The organism is Rhizobium sp. Root708 (assembly GCF_001429725.1).
GTDB lineage: Bacteria > Pseudomonadota > Alphaproteobacteria > Rhizobiales > Rhizobiaceae > Rhizobium.
On sequence record NZ_LMHV01000043.1, the window covers coordinates 699380 to 721670 of the forward strand.

The window sequence follows — 22291 nt, forward strand, 5'->3', positions numbered from 1 at the left end:
ATTGCCGGTGAACGATACGAACCAGAGCAACGACACGATTGGCCAGCAGGGCCAGCAGTCGCAGAACGGGCCGTTCATTCCGAAATCGCCCGCCGAAGCGCTGCGACCGGAGCGCGTGCCGGAGCCGCCGAAGCGCTCCAAGAAGGCGCGTAGCCAAGTCGTTATCTTCCTCAACTTCCTGATGACACTGGTGGTGCTGGGCTGCGCGGGCGCGGTTCTGATCTTCTATTACGCGATCTCCGCCTATCAGGAGCCTGGCCCCCTCGAGACGAATACGAACTTCATCGTTCGCGGCGGCGCCGGCGTTGCCGAAATCGCCTCCAATCTCGAGCGTAACAACATCATCTCCGACAGCCGCGTTTTCCGCTATTTGACGGCGACGCACCTTGAAAAGGGCGAGAGCCTCAAGGCCGGCGAGTATGAGATCAAGGCGCACGCATCCATGAACGATATCATGGAGCTGCTGAAATCGGGCAAGTCGATCCTCTATTCGGTCGCCTTCCCCGAGGGGCTTACCGTTCGGCAGATGTTTAACCGCATGAACGAGGATACCGTTCTCGAAGGCGATCTGCCGACAGCGCTTCCGACGGAAGGAAGCCTGCGCCCCGATACCTACAAGTTCTCGCGCGGAACGAAGCGTTCCGAGATCGTCGAACAGATGGCCGCCGCACAGCAGAAGCTCGTGGACCAGGTTTGGGACAAGCGCGATCCGTCGCTGCCTTTGAAGTCGAAAGAAGAGTTGGTAGCGCTTGCCTCGATCGTCGAGAAGGAGACAGGCGTCGCGGACGAACGCGCCCATGTTGCCTCCGTCTTCCTGAACAGATTGTCCAAGGGCATGCGTCTGCAGTCCGATCCCACGATTATCTACGGTCTCTTCGGTGGAGACGGGAAGCCGGCCGACCGGCCGATCTACCAGTCCGACCTGAAGAAAGAGACGCCCTTCAACACCTACGTCATCAAGGGGCTGCCGCCGACGCCGATTGCCAACCCGGGGCGTGATGCGCTGGAGGCTGTTGCCAATCCCTGGAAGACGCAGGATCTCTATTTCGTCGCCGACGGCACGGGCGGTCACGTTTTCGCGGCGACGCTCGAGGAGCACAATGCGAACGTCAAGCGTTGGCGCAAGCTCGAGGCTGACAAGGGCGCGGATCCGAATATTGCCGTAGACGGCCAGCCAGACGGAACGGCGCCTGCGGAAACGCCGCCTGCACCGGCTCCGAAGAAAAAGAAAACCAACTGATTTCGGAGGATCGAATGGCTCTTCAGTCTATGACCGGTTTCGCGCGTCGTGAGGGCACGACGGGGCGCTGGCGCTGGGCCTGGGAGCTGCGCTCGGTCAATGGCAAGGGGCTGGACGTAAGATTGCGGCTGCCGCCGGGCCTCGACAAGCTGGAGGCCGATGTGCGCCGGTTCGTCGGCGAACAGTTCAGCCGCGGCAACATGCAGGTTTCGCTTTCCGTTTCCACCAGCGAGAACCGCCTGGAGACCGTCCTGAACCAGGAGGCGCTGGCGGCTGTTCTGTCCCTGCGCGACCAGCTGGGCGGCATCATCGATCCGGCGCCGCTGCAGCTTGATACACTGCTGTCGATCCGTGGGATCATCGACTTCCGCGAACCCGAAGATAGCGAAGACGCGATCGTACTGCGCGACGCGGAAATCATGGATGGCTTGAAGGCGGCTTTGTCGGACCTTTGCCTCATGCGAGAAAGCGAAGGCAGCGCATTGGCGCGGGTGCTGCTGGATCACGTCGCCACGATCGAGACCTTGACGCAGACCGTTGAGCGGGATCCGTCGCGCTCGACCGCCGAGATCGTCGCGAAGCTGTCGGCGCAGGTCGCGATGTTGATGGAAAGCGCGAAAACGTTCGATCGCGACCGGCTTCACGCAGAAGCCGCACTGCTGGCGACGAAGGCGGATCTGCGCGAGGAAGTCGACCGCCTGAAGGCGCATGTCGCCGCGGCGCGCGATTTGCTCGCCAAGGGTGGCCCGGTCGGCCGCAAGCTGGATTTTCTTGCGCAAGAATTTAACCGCGAATCGAATACCATTTGCTCGAAATCGAATGCTGCCGCCGTAACCGCCGCCGGCATAGAGCTGAAGGTGGTCATCGACCAGTTCCGCGAGCAAGTTCAGAATTTGGAGTGAAACATGAGCCCGGCTTCATCGAGTATGCCTATCAAGATCGCCCGACGCGGGCTGATGCTTGTTCTTTCTTCGCCGTCCGGTGCAGGCAAGTCGACCATTGCCGGCAATCTCCTGCGCGATGACCACAGCCTGGAAATCTCCATCAGCGTAACGACGAGAGCAAAGCGGCCGAGCGAGATCGCTGGCAAGCACTACCACTTCATCACTGTTCCGCAGTTCGAGAGAATGCGTGACGCAGGTGATCTGCTGGAATGGGCGGAGGTCCACGGGAATTTCTATGGCACTCCCCGCGAGCCGGTCGAAGCCGCCATGGCCGATGGTCGCGACATGCTGTTCGATATCGACTGGCAGGGCGCGCTCCAACTGCAGGAGAAGATGAAGGCCGATATCGTCTCGATCTTCGTGCTGCCGCCGACGATGACCGAGCTTCAGTCACGGCTGCATCGTCGCGCCGAGGATTCGGAAGACGTCATCCGGACCCGGCTGCTGAACTCTCGTGCTGAAATCGAGCGCTGGCGTGAATACGACTACGTCATCGTCAACGATGATCTGGACGAAGCCTTCCGCAATGTAAGCTGCATCGTCAATGCCGAGCGTGTCCGTCGCGACAGGCGTCACGGCCTGTTCGACTTCGTCAAGGGCCTGTTGACCGAAGAGCCAAATCTTTAAGCCGGTATCTTTGCTGATCAATCGCGCCTTATAGCTGCTGCCTCTAGAGGCAGTTGGCCAGACGTACGAATTCTTCCACGGAGAGCGTTTCTGCGCGGCGAGACGGGTCGATCTCTGCCTTGTTGAGCAACGTCTCCCCACCGAGCGGCTTGAGGCTCTGGCGCAGCATCTTGCGGCGTTGACCGAACGCCGCATGCGTCACCTTCTCGAGGTTGCCGACGGCGCACGGCGCAGGGTTCTCGTTCGGCGTCAGATGGACGACGGTCGAGGTAACTTTCGGCGGTGGCGTGAAGGCTTGCGGCGGGATGTCGAACGCCATACGCGCCGACGTGCGCCATCCGCAGAGAACGCCGAGCCGGCCGTAGTGATCGTCGTCCTCGGTCGCGACGATACGCTCGCCGACTTCCTTCTGGAACATGAGCGTCAGCGAGTCCCAGAACGGGGGCCACTGCTTCGGCAGGATCCAGTTGACGAGAAGCTGCGTTCCGACATTGTAGGGGAGGTTGGCAATGATCTTGACCGGACCCTCCGACGCCATCGCCTCGAAATCGGTCTTCAGCGCGTCACCCTCGATGACCTCCAGGCGTCCGGGGTAATGATCGGATATTTCCGCCAGAGCCGGCAGGCAGCGCGTATCGCGCTCGACCGCAATGACCTTCTTGGCGCCGAGCGCCAGGATCGCTCGAGTCAGGCCGCCCGGGCCGGGACCCACCTCGAACACGGTCGCACCCTCCAGGGAGCCCGCCGTGCGCGCAACCTTCTGGGTAAGATTGAGATCGAGCAGGAAGTTTTGCCCCAGAGCCTTGCGGGCGTCGAGCCCATGCCGCTGAATGACGTCACGAAGTGGCGGAAGCCCGTCCAGAGCCGCCATCAGTGGCGGCCCTCTACGACCCGTCCGAGATGCGCAGCAAGCTTCAGCGCGGCAACGAGGCTGCTGTCCTTGGCAAGGCCCTTGCCGGCAATGCCGAAGGCCGTGCCGTGATCGGGGGATGTCCGAATGAAAGGAAGCCCCAGCGTGACGTTGACGGCGTCATCGAAACCCAGCGCCTTGGCGGGAATGAGAGCCTGATCGTGATACATGCACACCGCGACGTCGTAACGCTCGCGGGCGGAATCGTGGAACATCGTATCTGCGGGCAGGGGACCGATGGCGTCTATGCCCTCGGATCGCAGAAACTGCACCGCGGGTCTGACGATAGTCTCATCTTCCCGTCCGATCGTGCCGTCTTCGCCGGCATGTGGATTGAGGCCAGCGACAGCGAGGCGCGGATTGGCGATGCCAAAGCGTTCCTTGAGGTCGGTATGCGCAATCCGGCAGGTTTCGATGATACTTTCTGCGGTCAGCGCCTGCGGCACATCCTTGATCGGAACGTGGATCGTCACCGGAATGGCTCGCAGTTTCGGTCCGGCAAGCATCATGACCGGCGTGATCGGTTTGCCGGTCTCCCGGCTCGCAAGCTCGGCCAGGAATTCCGTATGTCCGGGGAAGCGGAAGCCGCTCTCGTAGAGTACCGACTTGGCGATCGGATTGGTAACCACGCCGAGTGCGTCGCCTGCGATCGTCAGCGAAACAGCCTTCTCGATGGCGGCAATCGTTCCCTTTGCTGTCGCGACATGGGCCTCGCCAGCCGCGACGTCGACGCCAGCGGCGATCGGCAGGACCGGGAGCGTGTCAGGAAACAACGCACCAGCCTCGTCACAAGTCGCCTCGCGGATCGAAACGGAAATCTCAAGCTGTCTGGCGCGCGCGGCGAGAACGTCAGGATCGCCGATGAAAATGAATGTCGGCAAGCCAAGCTCGCGCCTGCGAGCCCAGGCCATCAATGTCACATCTGGGCCGATACCGGCAGGATCGCCTTGCGTAAGGGCTAGTGGCCGCGAAAAGGGAACGGTCATGGAGCCTCAGGGGCGCAGAATCTGCGCCTTTTTGCGCAGTTCTTCCAGATATTTCGTGGAGTTTTCGTTTTCCGGAGCCGCGTTCTTGCCCTTCGCGCTGTTCAGATCTTCTTGACGGAAGACCATCTCAGCGGCCTGGTCGTCGGAAACCTGGCGCTGACTGCAGATGCCGAGATACTCGACGCCCTTGTCGGTCACGCGTGTGCCTGTCGTGTTGCCCTTGGCCTGTTCGACGAGCGGCTTCCACTCAGGCGGAAGTTCCGGGGCAAGCATTCGCCCAAGTTCGCGCACGGAAACATCGCGCATTGTCGCGGCGAAGACCTTCGCCTGCTCACAGCCCGGATACTTCGAGCGCGACGCTTCAGCTTCGCTCTTGCGCTTTCCGACGATGCCCTTCTTGTTCGCTGGCACCACGAAAATCACCTGCTGCAGGATATACTCGGTGGTTTCGGGCTTCTGCTTGTTGTTCTGCATCATGCGCGAGACGAGGTCGGCGTTCGACATCTTGCTGGACGAGCCATAGCGGGCGTTGACAAGGCGAGGCCAGCTCATCTGCACGGCGATGAATGCCTTGAAATGTTCGACACCCACGCCCGACTGGTTCAGAATCTGCGTCATCTGCGCAGTCGTCAGCTTGTTACCCGACGAGAAGCGGGCAAAGGAGGCGTCGACATCATCCTTGGAAACAGACATGCGCACGCGGGAAATTTCCTGCTGCTTCAATGTCTGCTCGATAAGTTGCTCTTCAGCAGCCTTGCCGTCGGCCTTCTGATGTTGAAGACGAAGAAAGGCCTGACGCTTGGCGACATCGCCGCTGGTGATTGCCGTGCCGTTGACCACGACCTTGACTTCGCTTGCGGCGAGAGCCTTGCCTGCCTGCGGTGCAACCAAAGCCGCCAGCATCGTAAACGCCACGGCTGCGAATGCCGTTTTGACGGACTTTCCAGCGTCAATCATCTATTATCGACCCTTCCCATTGACGCGGCTTTCGAGAGCCACGCTCATACCTTATCGAGACGAAGCGGCATTGCTGCACACGATCGATCCAGCATATGCCCCATAAGTCGGCTAGCGACAATGTCCTGCATAGCCATACGGCGAAAGAAAGGCCCTTTCTTTCGCCGTAGGTCAAAACAACTAGTAGATGCTTGTGTTTGCGACGTCGCCCGAGCCGAGGTTCAGGTCGCCGAGAGTGCGGAACGTCAGCTTCGCGCCGATCGTCCAGTCGCTTGCCGACTCGTCGCTCAAGTCACGCTTGTCGGTATAGGCGATCGTGAAGATCGTGCACTCGTCCTCATAGGAGAGACCGACCATCTGGCGGCTTACGACGTTGTTGTGCAAGTCGTAGGCGACGCCACCGAAGATGGACCAATAGTCCTTGAACTTGACGGTCGCTCGTGCCTGAACTTCGTCGTTGTCTGTGGTGAAGCCGTATTCAGGCTGCGCCGAAACGTGCGTGTAGAGAAGTTGGCTCTGGAACACGTCCGTCTGGAAGCCGGCCGTCAGATCACCTCGACGCAGATCGAAGCTCTTTTCGTCAAGCCGGTAGGATGCCGCGAAGGCAAAGCCCTGCGGGGTCTCGATGCCACCAAGCCCGACATAGTCGGAGCGGGTGTTTTCAAGCCCGGAATCAGCGCCGACATTGACGAGGTCGGAGGTGTCGAACGAGTTCTGGCCGCCAAGCTGGTAGGACTGCCCGAAGATGCCGTGCAGCTTGTAGCCGTTGTCGAACGTGCCGGTGTACTGGATGCCGACGTTCGCGCGGGTGCCGCCTTCGATACGGTCATAGCCGGAGAACTTGTCGCGCTCGAAAAGGTTGGTCGCGTCGAAAACGAAGCTCTGTGCGTCTTCGTTCGGCAGGGCGCCGGCCAGCGATTCGTTCGGACGCGCATAGACCTGGACGATCGGCTCGAACAGGTGCGTGCTGTTCTCAGTCGTTGCGAGGATCGGATAACGCATCTCGAGACCGGCGGTAATCATGCCACGTGTGGCCGCATCGCCGGTATCGTAGTCACCACCGTAAGAGAACCCGGAAATCGAATTCGGATTGTCCATGTTGAGTGCGATCGCGTCACCACGGGCCGCAAGCAACGGTGTGATCAGAACGCCTGCGGGGGTCACGAAGGTACGCTTCCACTCAAGCTCACCGGTGAGGCGCGACGTTTGCCCCTGCAAACCGCGGAAGCGGTCGAAACCCGCGACGTCGTATGCATCATCGTGCGTACGCGAGATATTCGTGAAGTTGATATTCCCGGAAAGCTCGCCGCCGGCCAGAGGCTGTGGCGCGACGAAGTGATAGTCCATGACAGGATAGACGATCGCCTGCTGCTTTTCAGCAACGTTCGCCGGGTCTGCATCCTGGACGTCGAAGTAGAACGAACGCAGGTCGAAGTAGTTACGCGTCCCAAGACCGGTCAGGTAGACCTGGTTGGTATGCGTCGTTTGGTTCAGACCCTTCAACTCGTACGTACGAGAGAAGTTGTTGTCGCTCTGCACCATGACGTCCCAGCCGAACGTCCAGCGCGGATTGATCTTGAACTCCGCCTTGGAGGCAACGACGCCGCGGAAATCGTTCTCGGCATCGCTCGTTCCGTCCGTGAACTTATCGCGGCTCATCTGATCGATGCCGGCAATGCGCAATGTATGCGTACCGTTCTCGAAGCGCTGACGGAACTCGGTATCGAGCAGGAAGCCCTGGGTCGTGTAGCCGGTTCCCGTGACAGTCGCGTCCATGCTCGGCGATATCACGTAGTAATACGGGACGGAGACGCCGAATCCGAGGTTCTGCGCCGAGCTGTAGCTCGGGAACAGGAAGCCGGACTTTCTCTTGACGGTATTATCAGGCACTTCCAGCCACGGCACATACGCGATCGGATGTCCGAGAAGCTCCAGACGGGCTCTCTCCAGGCGAATCGTGTGCTTCTCGCCGTTCTGAATGACGCGCTCCGCCTTCACCTGCCAGAAAGGCGGCTTCTGCGGGTTTTCCGCGCAAGGCAGACAGGCGGTGTAGACGCCCTTGTTCAGGATCATCTGCGTGCTGCTGACGCGCTCGCCGCTCTCTGCAACGAGGCGGGTGTTATCAGCCGTCTCGATGCGCAGCGAATTGATGAACCCGTTGGCGAAATCGTCCGTGACGTCGAGCTTATCCGCATACATGCGGTTACCGTCGGGGCTGACGAGCTCGACATTTCCGAGCGCCATCAACCGGCCGGTCTTCTGATTATATTCGACGCGCTGCGACACCATCTTATAGCCGGCGTAGTTGATCTGTACGCCGCCGATGGCGGAAACGATTTCCGCGTCCTTGTTGTAGACAAGCTCATTGGCCGAAAGAAGCATCTTCGCTTCTGCCGGAACGTTTGGCTTTATGTTTTGTAAAGCGTCCTGTGCGAATGCCACCGGAACGCTGCAAGTATAGGTACTCAGTGCTACGCCTGCTAACAGGGCAACCAACTGCTTACGAACAATCTTGCGGTTGCCTGCCGCCACTAGCCATCCTCCTGATGAAGCAGAATTGTTGCACCCAGAGCCAAGGCGACGATGACCGGAATCCACGTCGCCACGAAAGGCGGGACAACCCCACTGCTTCCGAATGCTTTTACAAGCACGGTGACCACATAAAGCACGAAGCCTGACAGGATTCCACCTAGAATCACTGACCTCGATTGGTTGAACCGGCTAAATTTTAGGGACACTGTTGCAGCAATGAGAGTCATCGCCACGAGCAGCAACGGCTGCGACAACAGAGAGTGGAATTGAGTCTCCAGAGCCTTGGTCGGAATCCCGAAGGATTTCGCGATTTCGATTCGGCGGGAGAGATCAAAAAAGCCAATGGTTTCAGGGTTGGTAAGCCGCTGTTGGATGAAGTCCTGTTTCAAATTGGTGCGAACCCGCACCTCATCCTTGCGACTTGCTATTTCACCTGGCCGACGCTCGACAACGTTCTTAAGAAGCCAGTAACCATCTTCCAATTTTGCGGTCGCCGCGTCCTGTCTCAGAATGATGTGCGCGCCCGAATCGAAGTGTACGAATACGGCATCCACGAGCATCGTTCCGTCGTCGACAACGCTGTGCGCGCCGATGACGACATCGTCGTCCTTGCTGATCTGGCGGATCCACGGCACCTGCGGAGCGCTGGTGGCAGCGCCGTTGTCGCCACGCCAGTTGCTTTCCACTTGAGCTGCCTGTCGCTGTCCCCAAGCGGCCAGCGGATTGAGCGCTGCGATCACGCCGAGCCCGAGGAAAAACGCGCCGGCTATGAACGGCGACATGAATTGCCAAACAGAAATGCCGGCGGCACGGGTCACGACGAGTTCGTACTTGCGGTTCAGACCGATGAGCACGGTCATGCCGACAAACAGCGCAATGAACGGCACGGTCTGTTGCAGAATAAGCGGGAGGCGGACCGCGGTCATCAGAAGGCCACCGGCGACCGTATAGCCCGGAAGGCTGGCCATGCGGCTTGCCGTCTCACTGAAATCGACGAGGAACACGATCCCGGTCACGCCGAGGAAAAACCAGACGGTCGTCGATATGTAACGGCGAAAAAAATAACGGCCGAGCGTTCCGAAGATCATGCGCGACCTCCAGCGGACGGCCCTGCGGCGCCGCGTCGGCTCTTCACCAATTTGCGCCATACCATCGCGATGCGGTCGCTGACGAAAGACGCCAGGGACAGGCGTTTGGGGAAGACGATCGATACGACTGCAAGCGCACTCGCGGCAATGGGTATCGCGTAGAGAACACCGATGAACATCGGCTTCGTATCAATCTGATTGGCGGCATAGAAGGTCGCCCAGCGAATCGTGAAGGCCAGCACCAGCGCAGAGACCATCGGATGCAATCGCGCCTCACGGTGCGACCGCGCGTCACCCGCGATCGCCAGCGATACCAGCGCAAATACCATCGGAAGCAGCCAGTCGCTTAGACGCCGATGAAGTTCGGCTCGGTAGGTACCAGGACGGGATATGTAGTCCTTGTCGTTCTTGTCGGGATCCAGGAGGAACGAGAGTTCACGGTCCGACGCCCGAAGCGATGCCTGGCCGCGGTTCTGGGTAAGATCCGAGAGATCGAAGGAATAGGAATCGAAACGGATGACAGAGACATCGCCAGTCGTCGTTTTCCGGTGCACTTCGCCATCATGCATGATCAGCGAAGTACCCTTCGCATCCACGGCACCTTCGCGGGCATAATAGATAAGCTCAAAAGCCGGATCGCGTTCGTCGACGACGAAAAGCCCCTTGAGAATGCGTCCCGAAAGCCTCTCTGAAATCTGGACGTAAAGGCCGTTGTCGATCCGGCGGAAATTCTTCTCTTCGATGACGGTCGAAAGCAGATCGGCGTAGGCGGCTGCGATCATCTGGCGTGCGCCGGATTTCGCCTTCGGCTCGATGACATTGTCGACCAGGAAGGAAAACGCGCTGATGAGGGCGGCTAGGACGAGAATCGGTCGCAGGATCGTGCTGCGGCGAGCGCCGGCTGCGTCGATAACCGCGAGTTCGGAATCGTTGTTCATCGTCGTCAGCGTCTGCGTGATGCCGATGACAAGCGCGAATGGCAGGACGACAGGAATGATCGACGGCAGAATCAGTGTCGCGAGCTTTGCGAACGAGCCTATCGACTGGCCGCTATCGGTCACCAGATTGATGCGCTGCAGCACCTGCGTCGTCCAGATGATCGCAAGTACGGGCAAAAGGGCCACGAGAAACATCTGGCCAACGCGCCGCATTATGTATGTTTCAAGCAGTTTCATGCATGCCCTTGAACGCTCTTTGCGAACTTGTCCCGCTTCGCAGCGGAACCTCATCTACGCTCTTTGGTTCGCATTTGCGACAAGGCACATTCGAAAATTCATTCAAATTTCAGTTTTTTTTCAGTGTGTGGCGAATCGGTTAGCATCATCGTGGCGGTGAAGACGACGAGCGATGACAGCCATCCGAGCATGACGTCCGAAAGGTAGTGGGCGCCGAAGGAAAGCCGCAGAAGCGCCACCAGCAGGGAAATGGCGCCCATCGGCACGATGGCTGCGCCTCGCAAATGACGGGGCACAAGGAACGCAAGACAGAAAAGCCAGCCCGCCGCCGCGGCCTCTCCGGAGACGAACGAACAGTTCGTCAGGCATTTCCCGGCCATGGAGCCGGCCTGGACGAAGTCGAACGGCCCGCCGAAATCGATGGTCTGCGAGGGCCGCGGACGGCCCCAGTAACTCTTCAAAATGACGTTGACCAGGAGAATCGGCCCGAGGACCAACGACGAAAGCGCGATCCGCAAAGCCCGGGCGCGGACGGCGTTGAATGTCGCGCCATATTCCTCGTAGCAGGCAAACAGCTTCCAGAGCATGACAATCGCGATCAGATAGGGCAGGCGGAAGAGAAACGATCGAACGGCACGCAGCGCCGATTCGCTTCGATAGGGAAAGCTTCCGCAGTGCTCTTTCAGAGAGCCATCGAGACAGGTCTTCGCCCTGAAAAATTGTTCGGCGACATAGAGATCCAGCGATGGGAATAGGTCGAAAAAGATAAGCAGCGCAAACCATGCGGCAAACAGAAGGAAGAAGGCGTGGGCAGCCCGGTTCGGGCCAGGCTCGCCAAGCGTCACCAACAGGCTTTTAGCGTCAGATATCATCGCCGAAGACACGCGGTTGATTGTCGCTCGGGATCATGAGCAATCAAAATGACACGCGTTTGAATGTCGGCGGGGGAGGCAAGAACGGCACAGGTGGTCGCATCGTCTTGTTTTCGACGCTGAAACCCGAAATGATGCGCGCAGAGAGGATTTCCAAAAGAATCCCACTGGAGAAGACATGTCAGCTAAGTTCGAGATATCGTTTGAAAAGACCGCGGAACCAACCGGCGGATACGCAATCCTTCTGAAGGCCAGCGAAGCCGAAACCGCTGCCGGCGCCAAGGTGGTCGACCCGGCTTCGGTGATTGCCAGAGCCTCCAATGTCGCCGGTTTCAGCGCAAAGCTTGCAACCGCGCTCGACATCGTGGCGCCAGAAGGTTCGCCGACCGAACGGATTTTCGTGATCGGGCTTGGGAAGCCGGGCAGTCTCACGACCCATGACTGGCTGAAGGTGGGCGGAGCCTCAGCGTCGAAGATCAAGAACGCCAGCTCGGTCACGATCTTCCTCGACGCCCCTGATGTCGAGGTTGGTGCGCAACAGGCGGCGGATTTCGCGCTCGGTATGCTGCTGCGCGCCTACAGCTTCGACACATACAAGACAAAGAAGGCGGATGAAGAAACCGCCGGCAAGAATCGTGGTGAGCCGACCAAAGTGGTCATCGTGACGGCAGCCGCCAGCGAGGCGGCCGAAATCTTCAAGATATCCCTGGCGGTCGCCGGTGGCGTGAACCTGGCGCGAGATCTGGTCAACGAACCGCCGAACGTTCTCGGACCGGTAGAGTTTGCCGCCAAGGCGAAAGAACTCGAGGCGCTTGGCGTCGAGGTCGAGATACTCACGGAACAGGAGATGCGGAAGCTTGGCATGGGCGCGCTTCTGGGCGTGGCCCAGGGTTCCGTACGCCCGCCGAGGCTTGCCGTGATGCAGTGGAAGGGCGGCAAGAGCGGAGAACAGCCGGTCGCCTTCATCGGTAAGGGCGTCGTCTTCGACACGGGTGGCATATCCATCAAGCCCGCCGCCGGCATGGAAGACATGAAGGGCGACATGGGCGGAGCCGCTGCTGTCACCGGACTTATGCACGTGCTCGCGGCGCGCAAGGCCCCGGCCAATGTTGTCGGCATTATCGGCCTTGTGGAAAACATGCCTGACGGCAACGCCCAGCGTCCCGGCGACATCGTCACGTCGATGTCCGGCCAGACGATCGAGGTCATCAATACCGATGCCGAGGGCCGCCTCGTGCTTTGCGATGCCCTCTGGTACTGCAACGACCGCTTCAAACCGAAGTTCATGATCAACCTGGCGACGCTGACGGGCGCGATCCTCGTTGCGCTTGGCAATGTGCATGCAGGCCTGTTCTCGAACGACGACGAACTCTCCGAGCAGCTGACGGCTGCCGGGCTCGTCACCCGCGAGAAGCTGTGGCGCATGCCGATGGGCAAGGAATACGACAAGATGATCGACAGCAAGTTCGCCGACATGAAGAACACTGGCGGACGTCATGCCGGTTCGATCACTGCCGCGCATTTCCTCAAGCGCTTCGTGCAGGACACGCCCTGGGCGCATCTCGACATCGCAGGCACCGCAATGGGCTCGCCCCTCGATGAGATCAACCAGTCCTGGGGTTCCGGTTTCGGCGTGCGGCTGCTCGACGAGCTCGTGCGCGCTCACTACGAATCATGACGGAAGTCCTGTTCTATCATCTGACCGAATCCAAACTGGAGGACGCGCTTCCGCCGCTGCTCGACAAAAGCGTCGAGCGCGGCTGGCGCGTCTGCGTGCAGATGAAGGAGGTCGCGCGTCGCGATCTCCTCGACCAGCATCTCTGGACGTTTCGGGAGGACAGCTTCCTGCCGCATGGCACAGACGATGGCGAGATGGCTGAAAGCCAGCCGGTGTTGCTGACCGTATCGGACGCAAACCCAAACATGGCGACCGTCCGCTTCATCGTCGACGGCGCTGAACCTCCGACGTTCGATGCCTATCAGCGCGTCGTCTTCATGTTCGACGGCTATGACCAGGAACAACTGGAAGGCGCCCGCGGTCAATGGAAGAAGCTGAAGGGCGAGGGGCATACCTTGACCTATTGGCAGCAGACGCCGGAAGGCCGTTGGGAAAAGAAGGCCTAGAAAGAGTGAAGCCCGCGTTGCGCGGGCTTCTTTGTATCGATCAATCGTGGAAAGCCTCTACGAACTTTCGTCTGCCGAGCATGAACGCATCCGCGACATGGCGAAGCGGCGCGAGATCGACATCCGAGGTGCCGGCTTTGACGATTTCCGCGAAACGGCGGTAGAGCGCCGGATATTCTTCCTCCGGTGCGGAGAACTTCAACTCGCCATTCACCGACAGCTTCGAGCCGCCTTCGGCCAGAACCATCTGGCCGTCTGCCGTCTCGGCAATGATGTCCCAGCTCTGCTTGCCCGTCTGGCGCCAATCGAATTCGGCGCGCGCCGGCACGCCGTCGGCGTTCTTGAAGTACAGATCGGCAGCGATCGGTGCGTCGCGGTTTTCCGGGAATTCCAGCGTGGCGCTGGTGAGGAAGATCGCCTTCGGCAGGATGTGCGTCACGATCGAAAGGGCGTTGATGCCGGGATCGAAAACGCCAAGGCCGCCGGCCTGCCAGATCCATTCCTGATTTGGATGCCAGTGGCGGACGTCTTCCTTCCAGATGACGTGAACGCTTTTGATCGTCGTGGACGCGAGGAAGGACTTGGTCGCCTCGACGGCCGCCGCATAGCGCGAATGCCAGCTGGCGAAAAGCGATACGCCCTTGGAAGCGGCCAGCGCCTCAAGATCGGCGACTTCACTCAACGTCGCACCGGGTGGCTTCTCTAGGAACACATGCTTGCCGGCAGACAAAGCCTTGTGCGCGGCCTCATAGCGGTACTGCGGTGGCATGCAGAGAGATACCGCGTTGATCTCGGGAACAGCCTCCAGCATCGCATCGATGGTCGTGAAGCTCGGCACGCCATCGACGGTGCCGTGGCGGCTTGCCGTTGCGATCAGGTTGAAATCGAGATTCTTCGCGATGGACGGAAGATGCTGGTCGCGGACAATCTTGCCGACGCCAACGATGGCGAGGTTGATGGGTGACATGCTGGTGCTCGCGTTCGGTGTTTCGCTCAAAAGTATGATTTATTGTGTCACTGTTCTATCAGAAAGAAGCCGCCGAGCAAGCGTCGGCGCAACTGTCAGAGTGACGCCATCACCTGGGCCGGAACGTCCTGCTTCTTGAACTTGAGTGTCACGACCTTGTAGCCCTCGGCTTCCAGGCGCGTGAGAAGCGTCGGCAGCATGCTGGCCGTCCGATTATGGATATCGTGCATGAGGATGATGCCACGGCCTCTCTTGTGCAGCAGGTCCATGGTGCGCTTCGTGACCGCCGCGGCGGACGTGTTGAAATAGTCCTTGCTGTCGACGTCGACATCCATGACGACCATCTCGCGCATCGCGACGGCGGCTCGCAGTTTGTGCGTATCGGCGAGATAAGGAAAGCGGAAGAAGTTGACGTCCACGCCGGTCGCCTTGGTCACCGCGGCTTCGCCGCGCGTTACCTCGGCCATGGCTGCATCAAAACTGAGTGTCGCCAGATCCTGGTGCTTGTAGGTATGGCTGCCGATGGCGTTGCCATCCATGGCGACCTTCTTCGCAAGGGCAGGGTGAAGCTCGGCCATCTCGCCGACCATCATGAACGCGCCCTTGACGCCGAACTGGTCCAGCGTCGCCAGCACGCGGTCCGTCCGTCCCGGGATCGGGCCGTCGTCGAAGCTCAGGATCACTTCCTTGTCTTCGAGACGCAGTTCGTGGATCGAGGAGACCGTCAACGTCCGGCCGGCGAGGTTGTGCCGCGCGCCGGGCATCGTTGTCTGGCGGCTCGTTTGTACGATGGTATCAGCCTGACCTTCGGGGGCGACGATCGACGATGTCTTGATGGTCGTGTCTGGCGCAGGTTGCTTGGCGGTCTGGCAGCCGGCGAGTGCCGCGCACAGGACGAGGCCGGAATATATCGTGAATCGATGCATGAAAGGGGCTCAACAAATCAGTAATGTATGTTGAGACAACCTTTCGAATTATGGTTAACGATCGGTTTCCGCGGTTGTTGCGGTCGTTAAGAAATGTCCGTCTGCAGTGGTTTCGGCTGACGGTGTGGCTATCCTGCCATAGCGCCTTCGTACTCGGAGGAAAGCTCGAGCCATTGCTCTTCGGCAGCGGCAAGCTTGGCTGCTGCCTCGCCGCGTTGCTTGGCCTTCTCGGCGGCTTTCGCCGGCGCCTTTTCGTAGAGCTGCGGATCTGCAAGTTCCACATCAAGCGCCTGAATCAATTTCTCCAATTTGCCGGTCAACGATTCGACTTCATTGATCTTTTTCTTCAAGGGCGCCAGCGAAGCGCGCTTCTCGGCATTGAGCTTTCGCTGGTCGGCCTTGGAAGCGGTTTCGTCGAGCTGGACCTTGTCGTCCTTCTTCTTGCCTGACGACACGACGAGGTCGCGATACTCCTCCATGTCGCCGTCGAAGGTCGTGACGGTGCCATTGTTGACAAGCCAGAGCCGATCGACCGTCGCCTCGATCAGATGACGATCGTGCGAGATCAGAATGACCGCTCCCTCGTAGTCGTTCAGCGCCTCGATCAGGGCGCGGCGGCTGTCGATGTCGAGGTGGTTTGTCGGTTCGTCGAGGATCAGGAGATTCGGCGCGTGGAAGGCCGCAAGCCCCATCAGCAGACGCGCCTTCTCGCCGCCGGAAAGATCCTTGGCGGCGGTCGACATTTTCTCGGTGGCCAAGCCCATCTGCGCGACGCGCGCACGCACCTTTGCCTCCGGCGCATCCGGCATCAGCCGGCGGACATGCTCGACCGGTGAATCGCCCGGAATGAGATCGTCGAGCTGATGCTGCGCGAAGAAACCGATCTTCAGGTTGGGCGCCAGCCGGACCTCACCGGCCTGCGGAGCAAGCCGGCCGGAGATGAATTTCGCGAAGGTCGACTTGCCGTTGCCGTTCGAGCCGAGCAGGGCGATGCGGTCGTCATTGTCGATCCGCAGGTTGAGGCCCTTCAGGATCGGCTTCTCTGGCTGGTATCCGACCGCACCGCCGCTGATGGCGACGATCGGGGAGGCGGGCTGCTTTTCCGGCTCCGGAAAGGTGATCGGCTGGACGTGGTCTTCGATCACCGCCGCGACGGTTCCCATCCGCTCCAGCGCCTTCACGCGGCTCTGCGCCTGGCGGGCCTTGGAAGCCTTCGCCTTGAAGCGGTCGATGAAGCTCTGGAGATGCTTCCGTGCAGCGTCGTTCTTGGCCTTGGCCTTGGTCTGCAGCTCGTCTGCTTCCGCCTTCTGGCGCTCGAACTGGTCATAGCCGCCGCGATAGAAGGTAAGCTTCTTCTGATCGAGATGGACGATCGAGTTGACCGCGTTGTTCAGCAGGTCGCGGTCATGGCTGATGATGATGACCGTATGCGGATAGCGCCGCACGTAGTCTTCGAGCCACAGCGTCCCCTCGAGGTCGAGATAGTTCGTCGGTTCGTCGAGCAGCAGCAGGTCCGGTTCGGCGAAGAGTACCGATGCCAGCGCGACGCGCATGCGCCAGCCGCCCGAGAAAGCGGAGGCCGGACGCGATTGTGCCTCCTGGCTGAAGCCGAGGCCCGCGAGAATGCTTGCCGCCCGTGCTTCGGCCGAGTGCGCATCGATGTCGACCAGCCGCATCTGGATTTCGGCGATCCGATGGGGATCTCGAGCCGTCTCGGCTTCCTTCAGCAGCGAGCTGCGCTCCTTGTCGGCTGAAAGAACGATACTAAGCAGCGATTCCTCGGTGCCGGGCGCTTCCTGCGCGACTTGGCCGATACGGGCGTTCTTGGGGATCGAGACCGATCCCGTCTCCGCGCCGAGATCGCCGGTGATGATCCGGAACAGTGTCGACTTGCCGGCACCGTTTCGCCCGACCAGTCCGGCCTTGGTGCCGGCTGGCAGGGAAACGCTGGCATGATCGAGAAGCAGGCGGCCGGCAATACGCGCGGAAATATCGTTGATCGTAATCATGCCGGCGTTTTGGCTGAAAGCCGCAGCCAGCGCAAGAGCCTGCCTGTCAGCGTCCGAAGGCCTGCACCGGCTGGCGACGGTTCGATTGTGCGGCATGCAGGGCCACACGCGCATTGGCCTGGAGCTGGGAGGCAGTGGCCGCATCGCCGCTCAGCGCAATGCCGAGCGATACCGTCAGCCTTGCGGAGGCGGTGTCGCTCGCGGCGAAGATCAGGTTGTCTTCGGCGGCGGTCCGCAGCCGTTCGGCAATGGCGACAGCCTCCTGCATCCCGACATTGGCGAATAGAAACGCAAACTCGTCGCCGTCCGTCCGCGAAACGAAGTCGTGCTTCTTGATCGACTTGCGGAAGATATCCGCAAGCCTCTTCAGGAGGCGGCTGCCGATCTGCTGGCCGTAACGGCTGTTGAAAGTTTTGAACTCGTCGATGTCGACCATGATGAGGGCGCTTCCGGCAGCACCTTCCTCACGCTCGTAGAGGTCGGCCATCGTCTTGTTGAGCGCGATGCGGTTCGGCAGTCCCGTGAGCTTGTCGGTCGTTGCGGCGGCATGGGCCGCGGCCACGCCCCGGGCGAGCGCATCGAGCCGCTCCATATCGGTTTCCAGCTTCGCTTCGAGAGCGGTTTCCGCCGCCAGCGTCTCTTCGAGTGTCCGCGAAAGGTATTCCATCTCGCTCATCAGCGAGGAAAGGCTCTGGTCGGGAGAGTCAACGATCGAACCCAGCACAGCCGCCGTCGCCCGCACGAAGGACTTCTTGCCGGCGAGGCTTTCGGCAAGTTGGTCCGCAATATCTCGGAGCAATTTGCTTGTCTCGGCCTGGGAGACGCTGTCGATCATCCCGCAATGGCTGACCAGCCGATATTTCAACCCGAGTTCATCGAGCGAGGATTGTTTCGGAGTGGGGCCGAGTGCAGCGATATCCTGCGCCAGGGCCGCATTCTGTCCGATGATGGCGTCATGCAGGAGTTCGTAGTTACGCGGAAACCCGGCGATCCCAAGCCGCACGATATGCTGGCTCACGCGCTGAATATCCGTCGCGACCGGCGGACGCGCCGCTTCACGTTGCGTCTGTGCATTCGATGCTGCATTTCGCATAGCGGTCCCCTCGCTTTTCGGTCCTGTCCGACCTGGCGTTGTAAAGTGCTATGCGCGCAATCGCTTAAGATAGCTTGAATTCAAGCCTGTTCTCGCTGGTTTCGGCTGGCTTGTCCGGTAACGGGGTTAATGAGCCCTTGCTTATCAGGCACGAAGCCATCTCTGACCGTCGCTCCTCAGATAGTAGCTGAGGTCGAGGGAAAGGCTGGGTTTGCCGAAGCTGGTCAACATCATGTGGCACTGACCGCGATGGTGCGTCTGATGATTGAAGAAATGCGTGATACTGCTCCAAAGCGGCTGCGTGATCACAGTGGAAACGGTGACCGGCGTGTAGGTGAAATCGGCGTCGATGGTCGCCCCGTCAAGCGTGTCGACCCATGCGATGATCCGTTGGTCTTCCGCGCGACGTGCTTCGGCGAGGGAAGGGAGATCCGCATACAACACCTTGTCGAGGCTTGCGGGCGCGTCGCCGGTGCCGCTGAAGCGTTTCATCCAGATCCTGTCGGCGATCAGCAGATGATTGAGCGTTCTTTGCAGGGAGCCGAAGAAGGCGCCGCGATCGGCTTGGAATTCATCACCCGTCAATTCCGAGGCGGCGGTGTAGACGAGGTCGTTGGCCCAGCGATTGTAGTCGGCAAACATCCTGTATTGTTTCAGCATTTCCATTCCCCAATCTGCTCTTCGAACCGATCATAGGACGATTTCGCGTGATCGGCATTGATAAGGCCATGAAAATTGATGATGCCTTCCGAGCGTGTGACACTGGCGTGAAATTACCGGTCCCCCCTTGTTTTCAGGCAATCGGACGGGTAAACACCGCCCACTTTTCCCCGATAACTGAGGATTATTACAATGGCGATTGAACGCACCTTCTCGATGATCAAGCCGGACGCAACGAAGCGCAACCTGACGGGCGCCATCACCAAGATGCTCGAAGATGCCGGCCTGCGCGTCGTCGCCTCCAAGCGCGTCTGGATGAGCAAGCGCGAAGCAGAAGGCTTCTACGCTGTTCACAAGGAACGCCCCTTCTTCGGCGAACTGGTTGAAGGCATGACCTCCGGCCCGACCATCGTTCAGGTTCTGGAAGGCGAAGGCGCCATCCTGAAGAACCGCGAAATCATGGGTGCGACCAACCCGGCAAACGCTGACGAAGGCACGATCCGCAAGGTTCACGCCCTGTCGATCGGCGAAAATTCCGTTCACGGCTCGGACGCTCCGGAAACCGCTGCTCAGGAAATCAAGTACTGGTTCTCCGACACCGAAGTTGTCGGCTGATACCTGCGTTCAGCAAACACGCTGAACTTATTGAACTGACTCTGAAAGCCGGGGCTTCGCTCCGGCTTTTTTACGTCGAAGGGCAGGTGTCCTTGGTGTCATAGTCCGTCGTTCCGTCGGCTTTGAAGACCTCGGGGTTCTTGTTGTAGAACGGCCCCACGACCAGCGGCTTGCCGGGCATCATGGACTGGTCGACGCTGGAAATCACCTTTGTCTTCAGACTCTGCAATGTCTTGCCGCTGGCATCGACCAGCCGCACATTGACGGCGTAGGGCCTGTCTTTCTTGACGCAATGAACGGCTGGGCTCTGGATCGTGATCTTGTCCCAGAAGGGATAGATCTTCTCGTTCGTGACAAGCGGGTCGCCGCCGCTCGGGTTCTCGAACTCGGCGATGGCAACGGTGCCATCGGGGATCGGAGCCTTCTTGCTCAAGGTCACGAGATAGGTAGCCACCGCGACCCGGTAGTTGAAGACGAAGACATGGCCACTGAATTCGACCAGGTTGTCCGTCTGTCTCTGACAGCCCGCGAGGACAAGAACCACGGTCGCCAGAGCTGCGATACGTCGTGCTTTCATCGGGCATCCTCCTCTTTTCTCCGCCGGTAGTGTCGGTTCGCCTTGGCTCGGTTTCCGCAGACTGCCATGTCGCACCATGCGCGGCTTCTGTTCTTGCTTCGATCGATGAAGAGCCAGCCGCAATTCCTGCAGATCTTCATGCGCTCCGGCTCCGGCATCGAGATCAGGCCGATGGCCGAGCGAGCGGTCGCATGTGCAATGTCGTTCCGCTCTACCTCGCGGAGATTTCCAGCCGCCGCGTCCAGAAGGTCGGCGAGTAGCAGGTCGTCGTCTCCCTCAAGGATACGCGCCCTGAAATAGCGGTCGGTTGCTTCCCTGAGGGCGATGAACCGCCCTTTGTCGTCCGGAGACGAAGGCGCCGCATCGCCGAACAGCGCGCGTTCGGCACAGAACCGGGAGGCGGCATCGGGAAAGGCCACAAGCTGCGTCTCGATCGCGAAACGGTCAATGCATCTGGCGTCGTCATGGCGAAGGATGACGCTGTTTGCCACATCAAGCGCCAGGGCTCCGCCAGCAAATCGATGTTCGGTCCACGAAAAGCTCATCATCAAAATATAACTGGTAAAATGAATTTTGCCAGTTATGATTTTTGTCGGTGGGAGAGCAGGGATGGCCTATCTGTTGCAGCAGTTGGCGAATGCGGTGCCATTGGCAGCACTTTATGCGGCGCTGGCATTCGGCTATGCCGTTGCTTTCGGGGTCACCAAGCGCCCTGACATCACCTACGGCGCGATCTTCGCCTTCTCCGGCCAGATCCTGCTGCTCTTCACTGACATCGCCTACAACAGGCTATGGCTGATCCTTCCTGCCGCCCTCGGCTTCGGCGCTGTGTGCGCAGTGCTTTATGCGGTCACCGCAGGCATCTGGGTGGGACGTTCCATCATGCTGCCGCTGGTGCGCCGCTCGTCGAACACGGTGATCGTCGCAGCGCTCGGTGTTACCATCGTGCTCATGGAAACCGCGCGCGTTGCTTCCAATACGAGGAGCCTGTGGCTATCGCCCTTCATGAACGGCCATGTCGTCCTCTGGCATGGCGGCGCCTTCGACGTCGTGCTGACGCAGATACAGCTGGTCAACACCGCCCTGATGTGCGTTCTCGTCCTGATCGGCGCCTTTGTCCTTGGCTGCACCTCATGGGGGCGCAAGTGGCGTGCGGTCACTGACGATCCGTTGGCGGCCGAACTCTGCGGCACCAGCTATCGCCGCGTCTTCCTCGTCGCCTATGCAACCGCGGCACTGGTCGCCACCATCTGCGGCATCCTCTCCACCGCCTATTACGGGACGATGGATTTTGGCGCCGGCCTGATGTTCGGGTTGAAGGTGCTGATGGTCGCCGCCGTCGGCGGGTACTCAGATCCCGTGAAATCCGCGGGAGGAGCTGCGGGCCTTGGGTTCGTGGAAACCCTTTGGGCCGCCTACGGATCGTACCTGTGGCGAGACTTCGCCGTCTTTTCGCTGCTGGTCCTGCTGCTCGTCCTCAGCCGGCGCGAGCGCGTCGTTCCCTAGGTTCGGACGAGGGGCTCATTTCCATTTGTCATGGGCGGCATCGTCGCTGCCCTTGGCTGCAACCCAGTCGCCGGCCTTTCCGTCGACGCCGTGCTCCTTCTTCCAGAAAGGCGCCGAGGTCTTCAGATAGTCCATGAGATAGTTGGCGCCGTCGAAGGCCGCCTGACGATGCGAGGCCGCCGCGACGACGAGAACGATATTTCCCCCGGCGGAAATCTTGCCGTATCGATGGATGGCCGTCAGCCCAAGCAAATCGAAGCGGTCGACTGCCAAGCTCGCAATGCGCGCAATTTCCGCTTCCGCCATACCGGGATAATGCTCGAGTTCAAGCGCTGCGAGGGTGCCGCCTTCGTCACGGCAGAGGCCCGAGAAGGTGACGATCGCGCCGATCGAGCTCGTCCTGGCGCTGAGCCGGTCGACTTCTGCCTGAAGGTCGAAGTCCTCGCGCTGGACGCGGATGTCAGGTTCAACCTTTCCGCTCAA

Annotated in this window: 22 protein-coding genes; 7 read left to right on the forward strand and 15 right to left on the reverse strand. The window is 60.0% G+C overall.

Features of this window, described 5'->3' with window-relative positions; genetic code table 11:
- The first annotated feature begins 1 nt into the window (after position 1).
- Genes mltG through gmk form a run of 3 tightly spaced genes read left to right on the forward strand, consistent with a single transcriptional unit; the run spans position 2 to position 2811 of the window.
- Entirely contained in the window at positions 2-1240 is a 1239-nt protein-coding gene (mltG, locus tag ASE04_RS27745) for an endolytic transglycosylase MltG (protein WP_443216929.1), read from the forward strand.
- Between the two features lie 14 nt (positions 1241-1254).
- On the forward strand, positions 1255-2142 hold the full coding sequence (locus tag ASE04_RS27750) for a YicC/YloC family endoribonuclease (protein WP_056825517.1): 888 nt from the start codon (positions 1255-1257) through the stop codon (positions 2140-2142).
- A 3-nt stretch (positions 2143-2145) separates the two neighbouring features.
- Entirely contained in the window at positions 2146-2811 is a 666-nt protein-coding gene (gene gmk / locus ASE04_RS27755) for a guanylate kinase (protein ID WP_056825520.1), read from the forward strand.
- Between the two features lie 43 nt (positions 2812-2854).
- On the opposite strand, the gene rsmA is transcribed toward gmk, so the two are convergent.
- The 7 genes from rsmA to ASE04_RS27790 all read right to left on the reverse strand — a co-directional run bounded on the left by rsmA (position 2855) and on the right by ASE04_RS27790 (position 11331).
- Positions 2855-3682, reverse strand: coding sequence for a 16S rRNA (adenine(1518)-N(6)/adenine(1519)-N(6))-dimethyltransferase RsmA (gene rsmA, locus ASE04_RS27760; RefSeq protein ID WP_056825522.1), 828 nt, complete (start codon positions 3680-3682; stop codon positions 2855-2857).
- Positions 3682-4707, reverse strand: coding sequence for a 4-hydroxythreonine-4-phosphate dehydrogenase PdxA (gene pdxA / locus ASE04_RS27765; protein ID WP_056825524.1), 1026 nt, complete (start codon positions 4705-4707; stop codon positions 3682-3684). Before pdxA ends, rsmA begins: the two co-directional genes overlap by 1 nt.
- A 6-nt stretch (positions 4708-4713) precedes the next feature.
- A complete protein-coding gene (locus ASE04_RS27770) occupies positions 4714-5664 on the reverse strand; it encodes a peptidylprolyl isomerase (RefSeq protein ID WP_056825527.1) in 951 nt (316 codons plus the stop codon).
- A 180-nt stretch (positions 5665-5844) separates the two neighbouring features.
- On the reverse strand, positions 5845-8196 hold the full coding sequence (locus tag ASE04_RS27775) for an LPS-assembly protein LptD (RefSeq protein ID WP_056825529.1): 2352 nt from the start codon (positions 8194-8196) through the stop codon (positions 5845-5847).
- Entirely contained in the window at positions 8196-9284 is a 1089-nt protein-coding gene (lptG, locus tag ASE04_RS27780) for an LPS export ABC transporter permease LptG (protein WP_056825531.1), read from the reverse strand. The genes ASE04_RS27775 and lptG overlap by 1 nt, the downstream gene beginning before the upstream one ends.
- A complete protein-coding gene (gene lptF, locus ASE04_RS27785) occupies positions 9281-10459 on the reverse strand; it encodes an LPS export ABC transporter permease LptF (RefSeq protein WP_056825533.1) in 1179 nt (392 codons plus the stop codon). Before lptF ends, lptG begins: the two co-directional genes overlap by 4 nt.
- Positions 10460-10557: 98 nt before the next feature.
- On the reverse strand, positions 10558-11331 hold the full coding sequence (locus ASE04_RS27790; RefSeq protein ID WP_082597505.1) for a phosphatase PAP2 family protein: 774 nt from the start codon (positions 11329-11331) through the stop codon (positions 10558-10560).
- 178 nt (positions 11332-11509) lie between these two features.
- Here ASE04_RS27790 and ASE04_RS27795 point away from each other — a divergent pair, with 178 nt between their 5' ends.
- Positions 11510-13009, forward strand: a complete 1500-nt coding sequence (locus ASE04_RS27795; protein ID WP_056825536.1) for a leucyl aminopeptidase — start codon at positions 11510-11512, stop codon at positions 13007-13009.
- The gene (locus ASE04_RS27800; protein WP_056825538.1) at positions 13006-13455 is read left to right on the forward strand and encodes a DNA polymerase III subunit chi; all 450 of its coding nucleotides are present in this window, start codon (positions 13006-13008) and stop codon (positions 13453-13455) included. Before ASE04_RS27795 ends, ASE04_RS27800 begins: the two co-directional genes overlap by 4 nt.
- A gap of 40 nt (positions 13456-13495) precedes the next feature.
- Here ASE04_RS27800 and ASE04_RS27805 read toward each other — a convergent pair whose 3' ends face one another.
- From ASE04_RS27805 to ASE04_RS27825, 5 genes are all read right to left on the reverse strand, one after another.
- Complete coding sequence (locus ASE04_RS27805; RefSeq protein WP_056825540.1) at positions 13496-14422, reverse strand: Gfo/Idh/MocA family protein; 927 nt, start codon at positions 14420-14422, stop codon at positions 13496-13498.
- A 95-nt stretch (positions 14423-14517) separates the two neighbouring features.
- Entirely contained in the window at positions 14518-15348 is an 831-nt protein-coding gene (locus ASE04_RS27810) for a polysaccharide deacetylase family protein (RefSeq protein WP_056825542.1), read from the reverse strand.
- Between the two features lie 128 nt (positions 15349-15476).
- Positions 15477-17357 (reverse strand): ABC-F family ATP-binding cassette domain-containing protein, encoded by a 1881-nt coding sequence (locus tag ASE04_RS27815; RefSeq protein WP_056825857.1) that lies wholly within the window; start codon positions 17355-17357, stop codon positions 15477-15479.
- A 46-nt stretch (positions 17358-17403) separates the two neighbouring features.
- A complete protein-coding gene (locus tag ASE04_RS27820; RefSeq protein WP_056825544.1) occupies positions 17404-18450 on the reverse strand; it encodes a GGDEF domain-containing protein in 1047 nt (348 codons plus the stop codon).
- Positions 18451-18594: 144 nt separating this feature from the next.
- On the reverse strand, positions 18595-19110 hold the full coding sequence (locus ASE04_RS27825) for a DinB family protein (protein WP_056825858.1): 516 nt from the start codon (positions 19108-19110) through the stop codon (positions 18595-18597).
- Between the two features lie 192 nt (positions 19111-19302).
- Here ASE04_RS27825 and ndk point away from each other — a divergent pair, with 192 nt between their 5' ends.
- Positions 19303-19725 carry a nucleoside-diphosphate kinase gene (gene ndk / locus ASE04_RS27830; RefSeq protein ID WP_056825546.1) on the forward strand — a complete coding sequence of 141 codons (423 nt, stop codon included), beginning with the start codon at positions 19303-19305 and terminating at the stop codon, positions 19723-19725.
- A gap of 70 nt (positions 19726-19795) precedes the next feature.
- On the opposite strand, the gene ASE04_RS27835 is transcribed toward ndk, so the two are convergent.
- Both ASE04_RS27835 and ASE04_RS27840 read right to left on the reverse strand, forming a co-directional pair.
- Complete coding sequence (locus tag ASE04_RS27835) at positions 19796-20302, reverse strand: hypothetical protein (protein WP_056825549.1); 507 nt, start codon at positions 20300-20302, stop codon at positions 19796-19798.
- On the reverse strand, positions 20299-20847 hold the full coding sequence (locus ASE04_RS27840; protein WP_056825860.1) for a CGNR zinc finger domain-containing protein: 549 nt from the start codon (positions 20845-20847) through the stop codon (positions 20299-20301). Before ASE04_RS27840 ends, ASE04_RS27835 begins: the two co-directional genes overlap by 4 nt.
- Before the next feature lie 64 nt (positions 20848-20911).
- Here ASE04_RS27840 and ASE04_RS27845 point away from each other — a divergent pair, with 64 nt between their 5' ends.
- Positions 20912-21808, forward strand: a complete 897-nt coding sequence (locus ASE04_RS27845) for a branched-chain amino acid ABC transporter permease (RefSeq protein WP_056825550.1) — start codon at positions 20912-20914, stop codon at positions 21806-21808.
- 15 nt (positions 21809-21823) lie between these two features.
- Here the strand turns inward: ASE04_RS27845 and ASE04_RS27850 are convergent, their stop codons facing one another.
- Positions 21824-22291: a molybdenum cofactor biosynthesis protein MoaE gene (locus ASE04_RS27850; RefSeq protein ID WP_056825552.1), complete on the reverse strand. Its 468-nt coding sequence runs from the start codon at positions 22289-22291 to the stop codon at positions 21824-21826.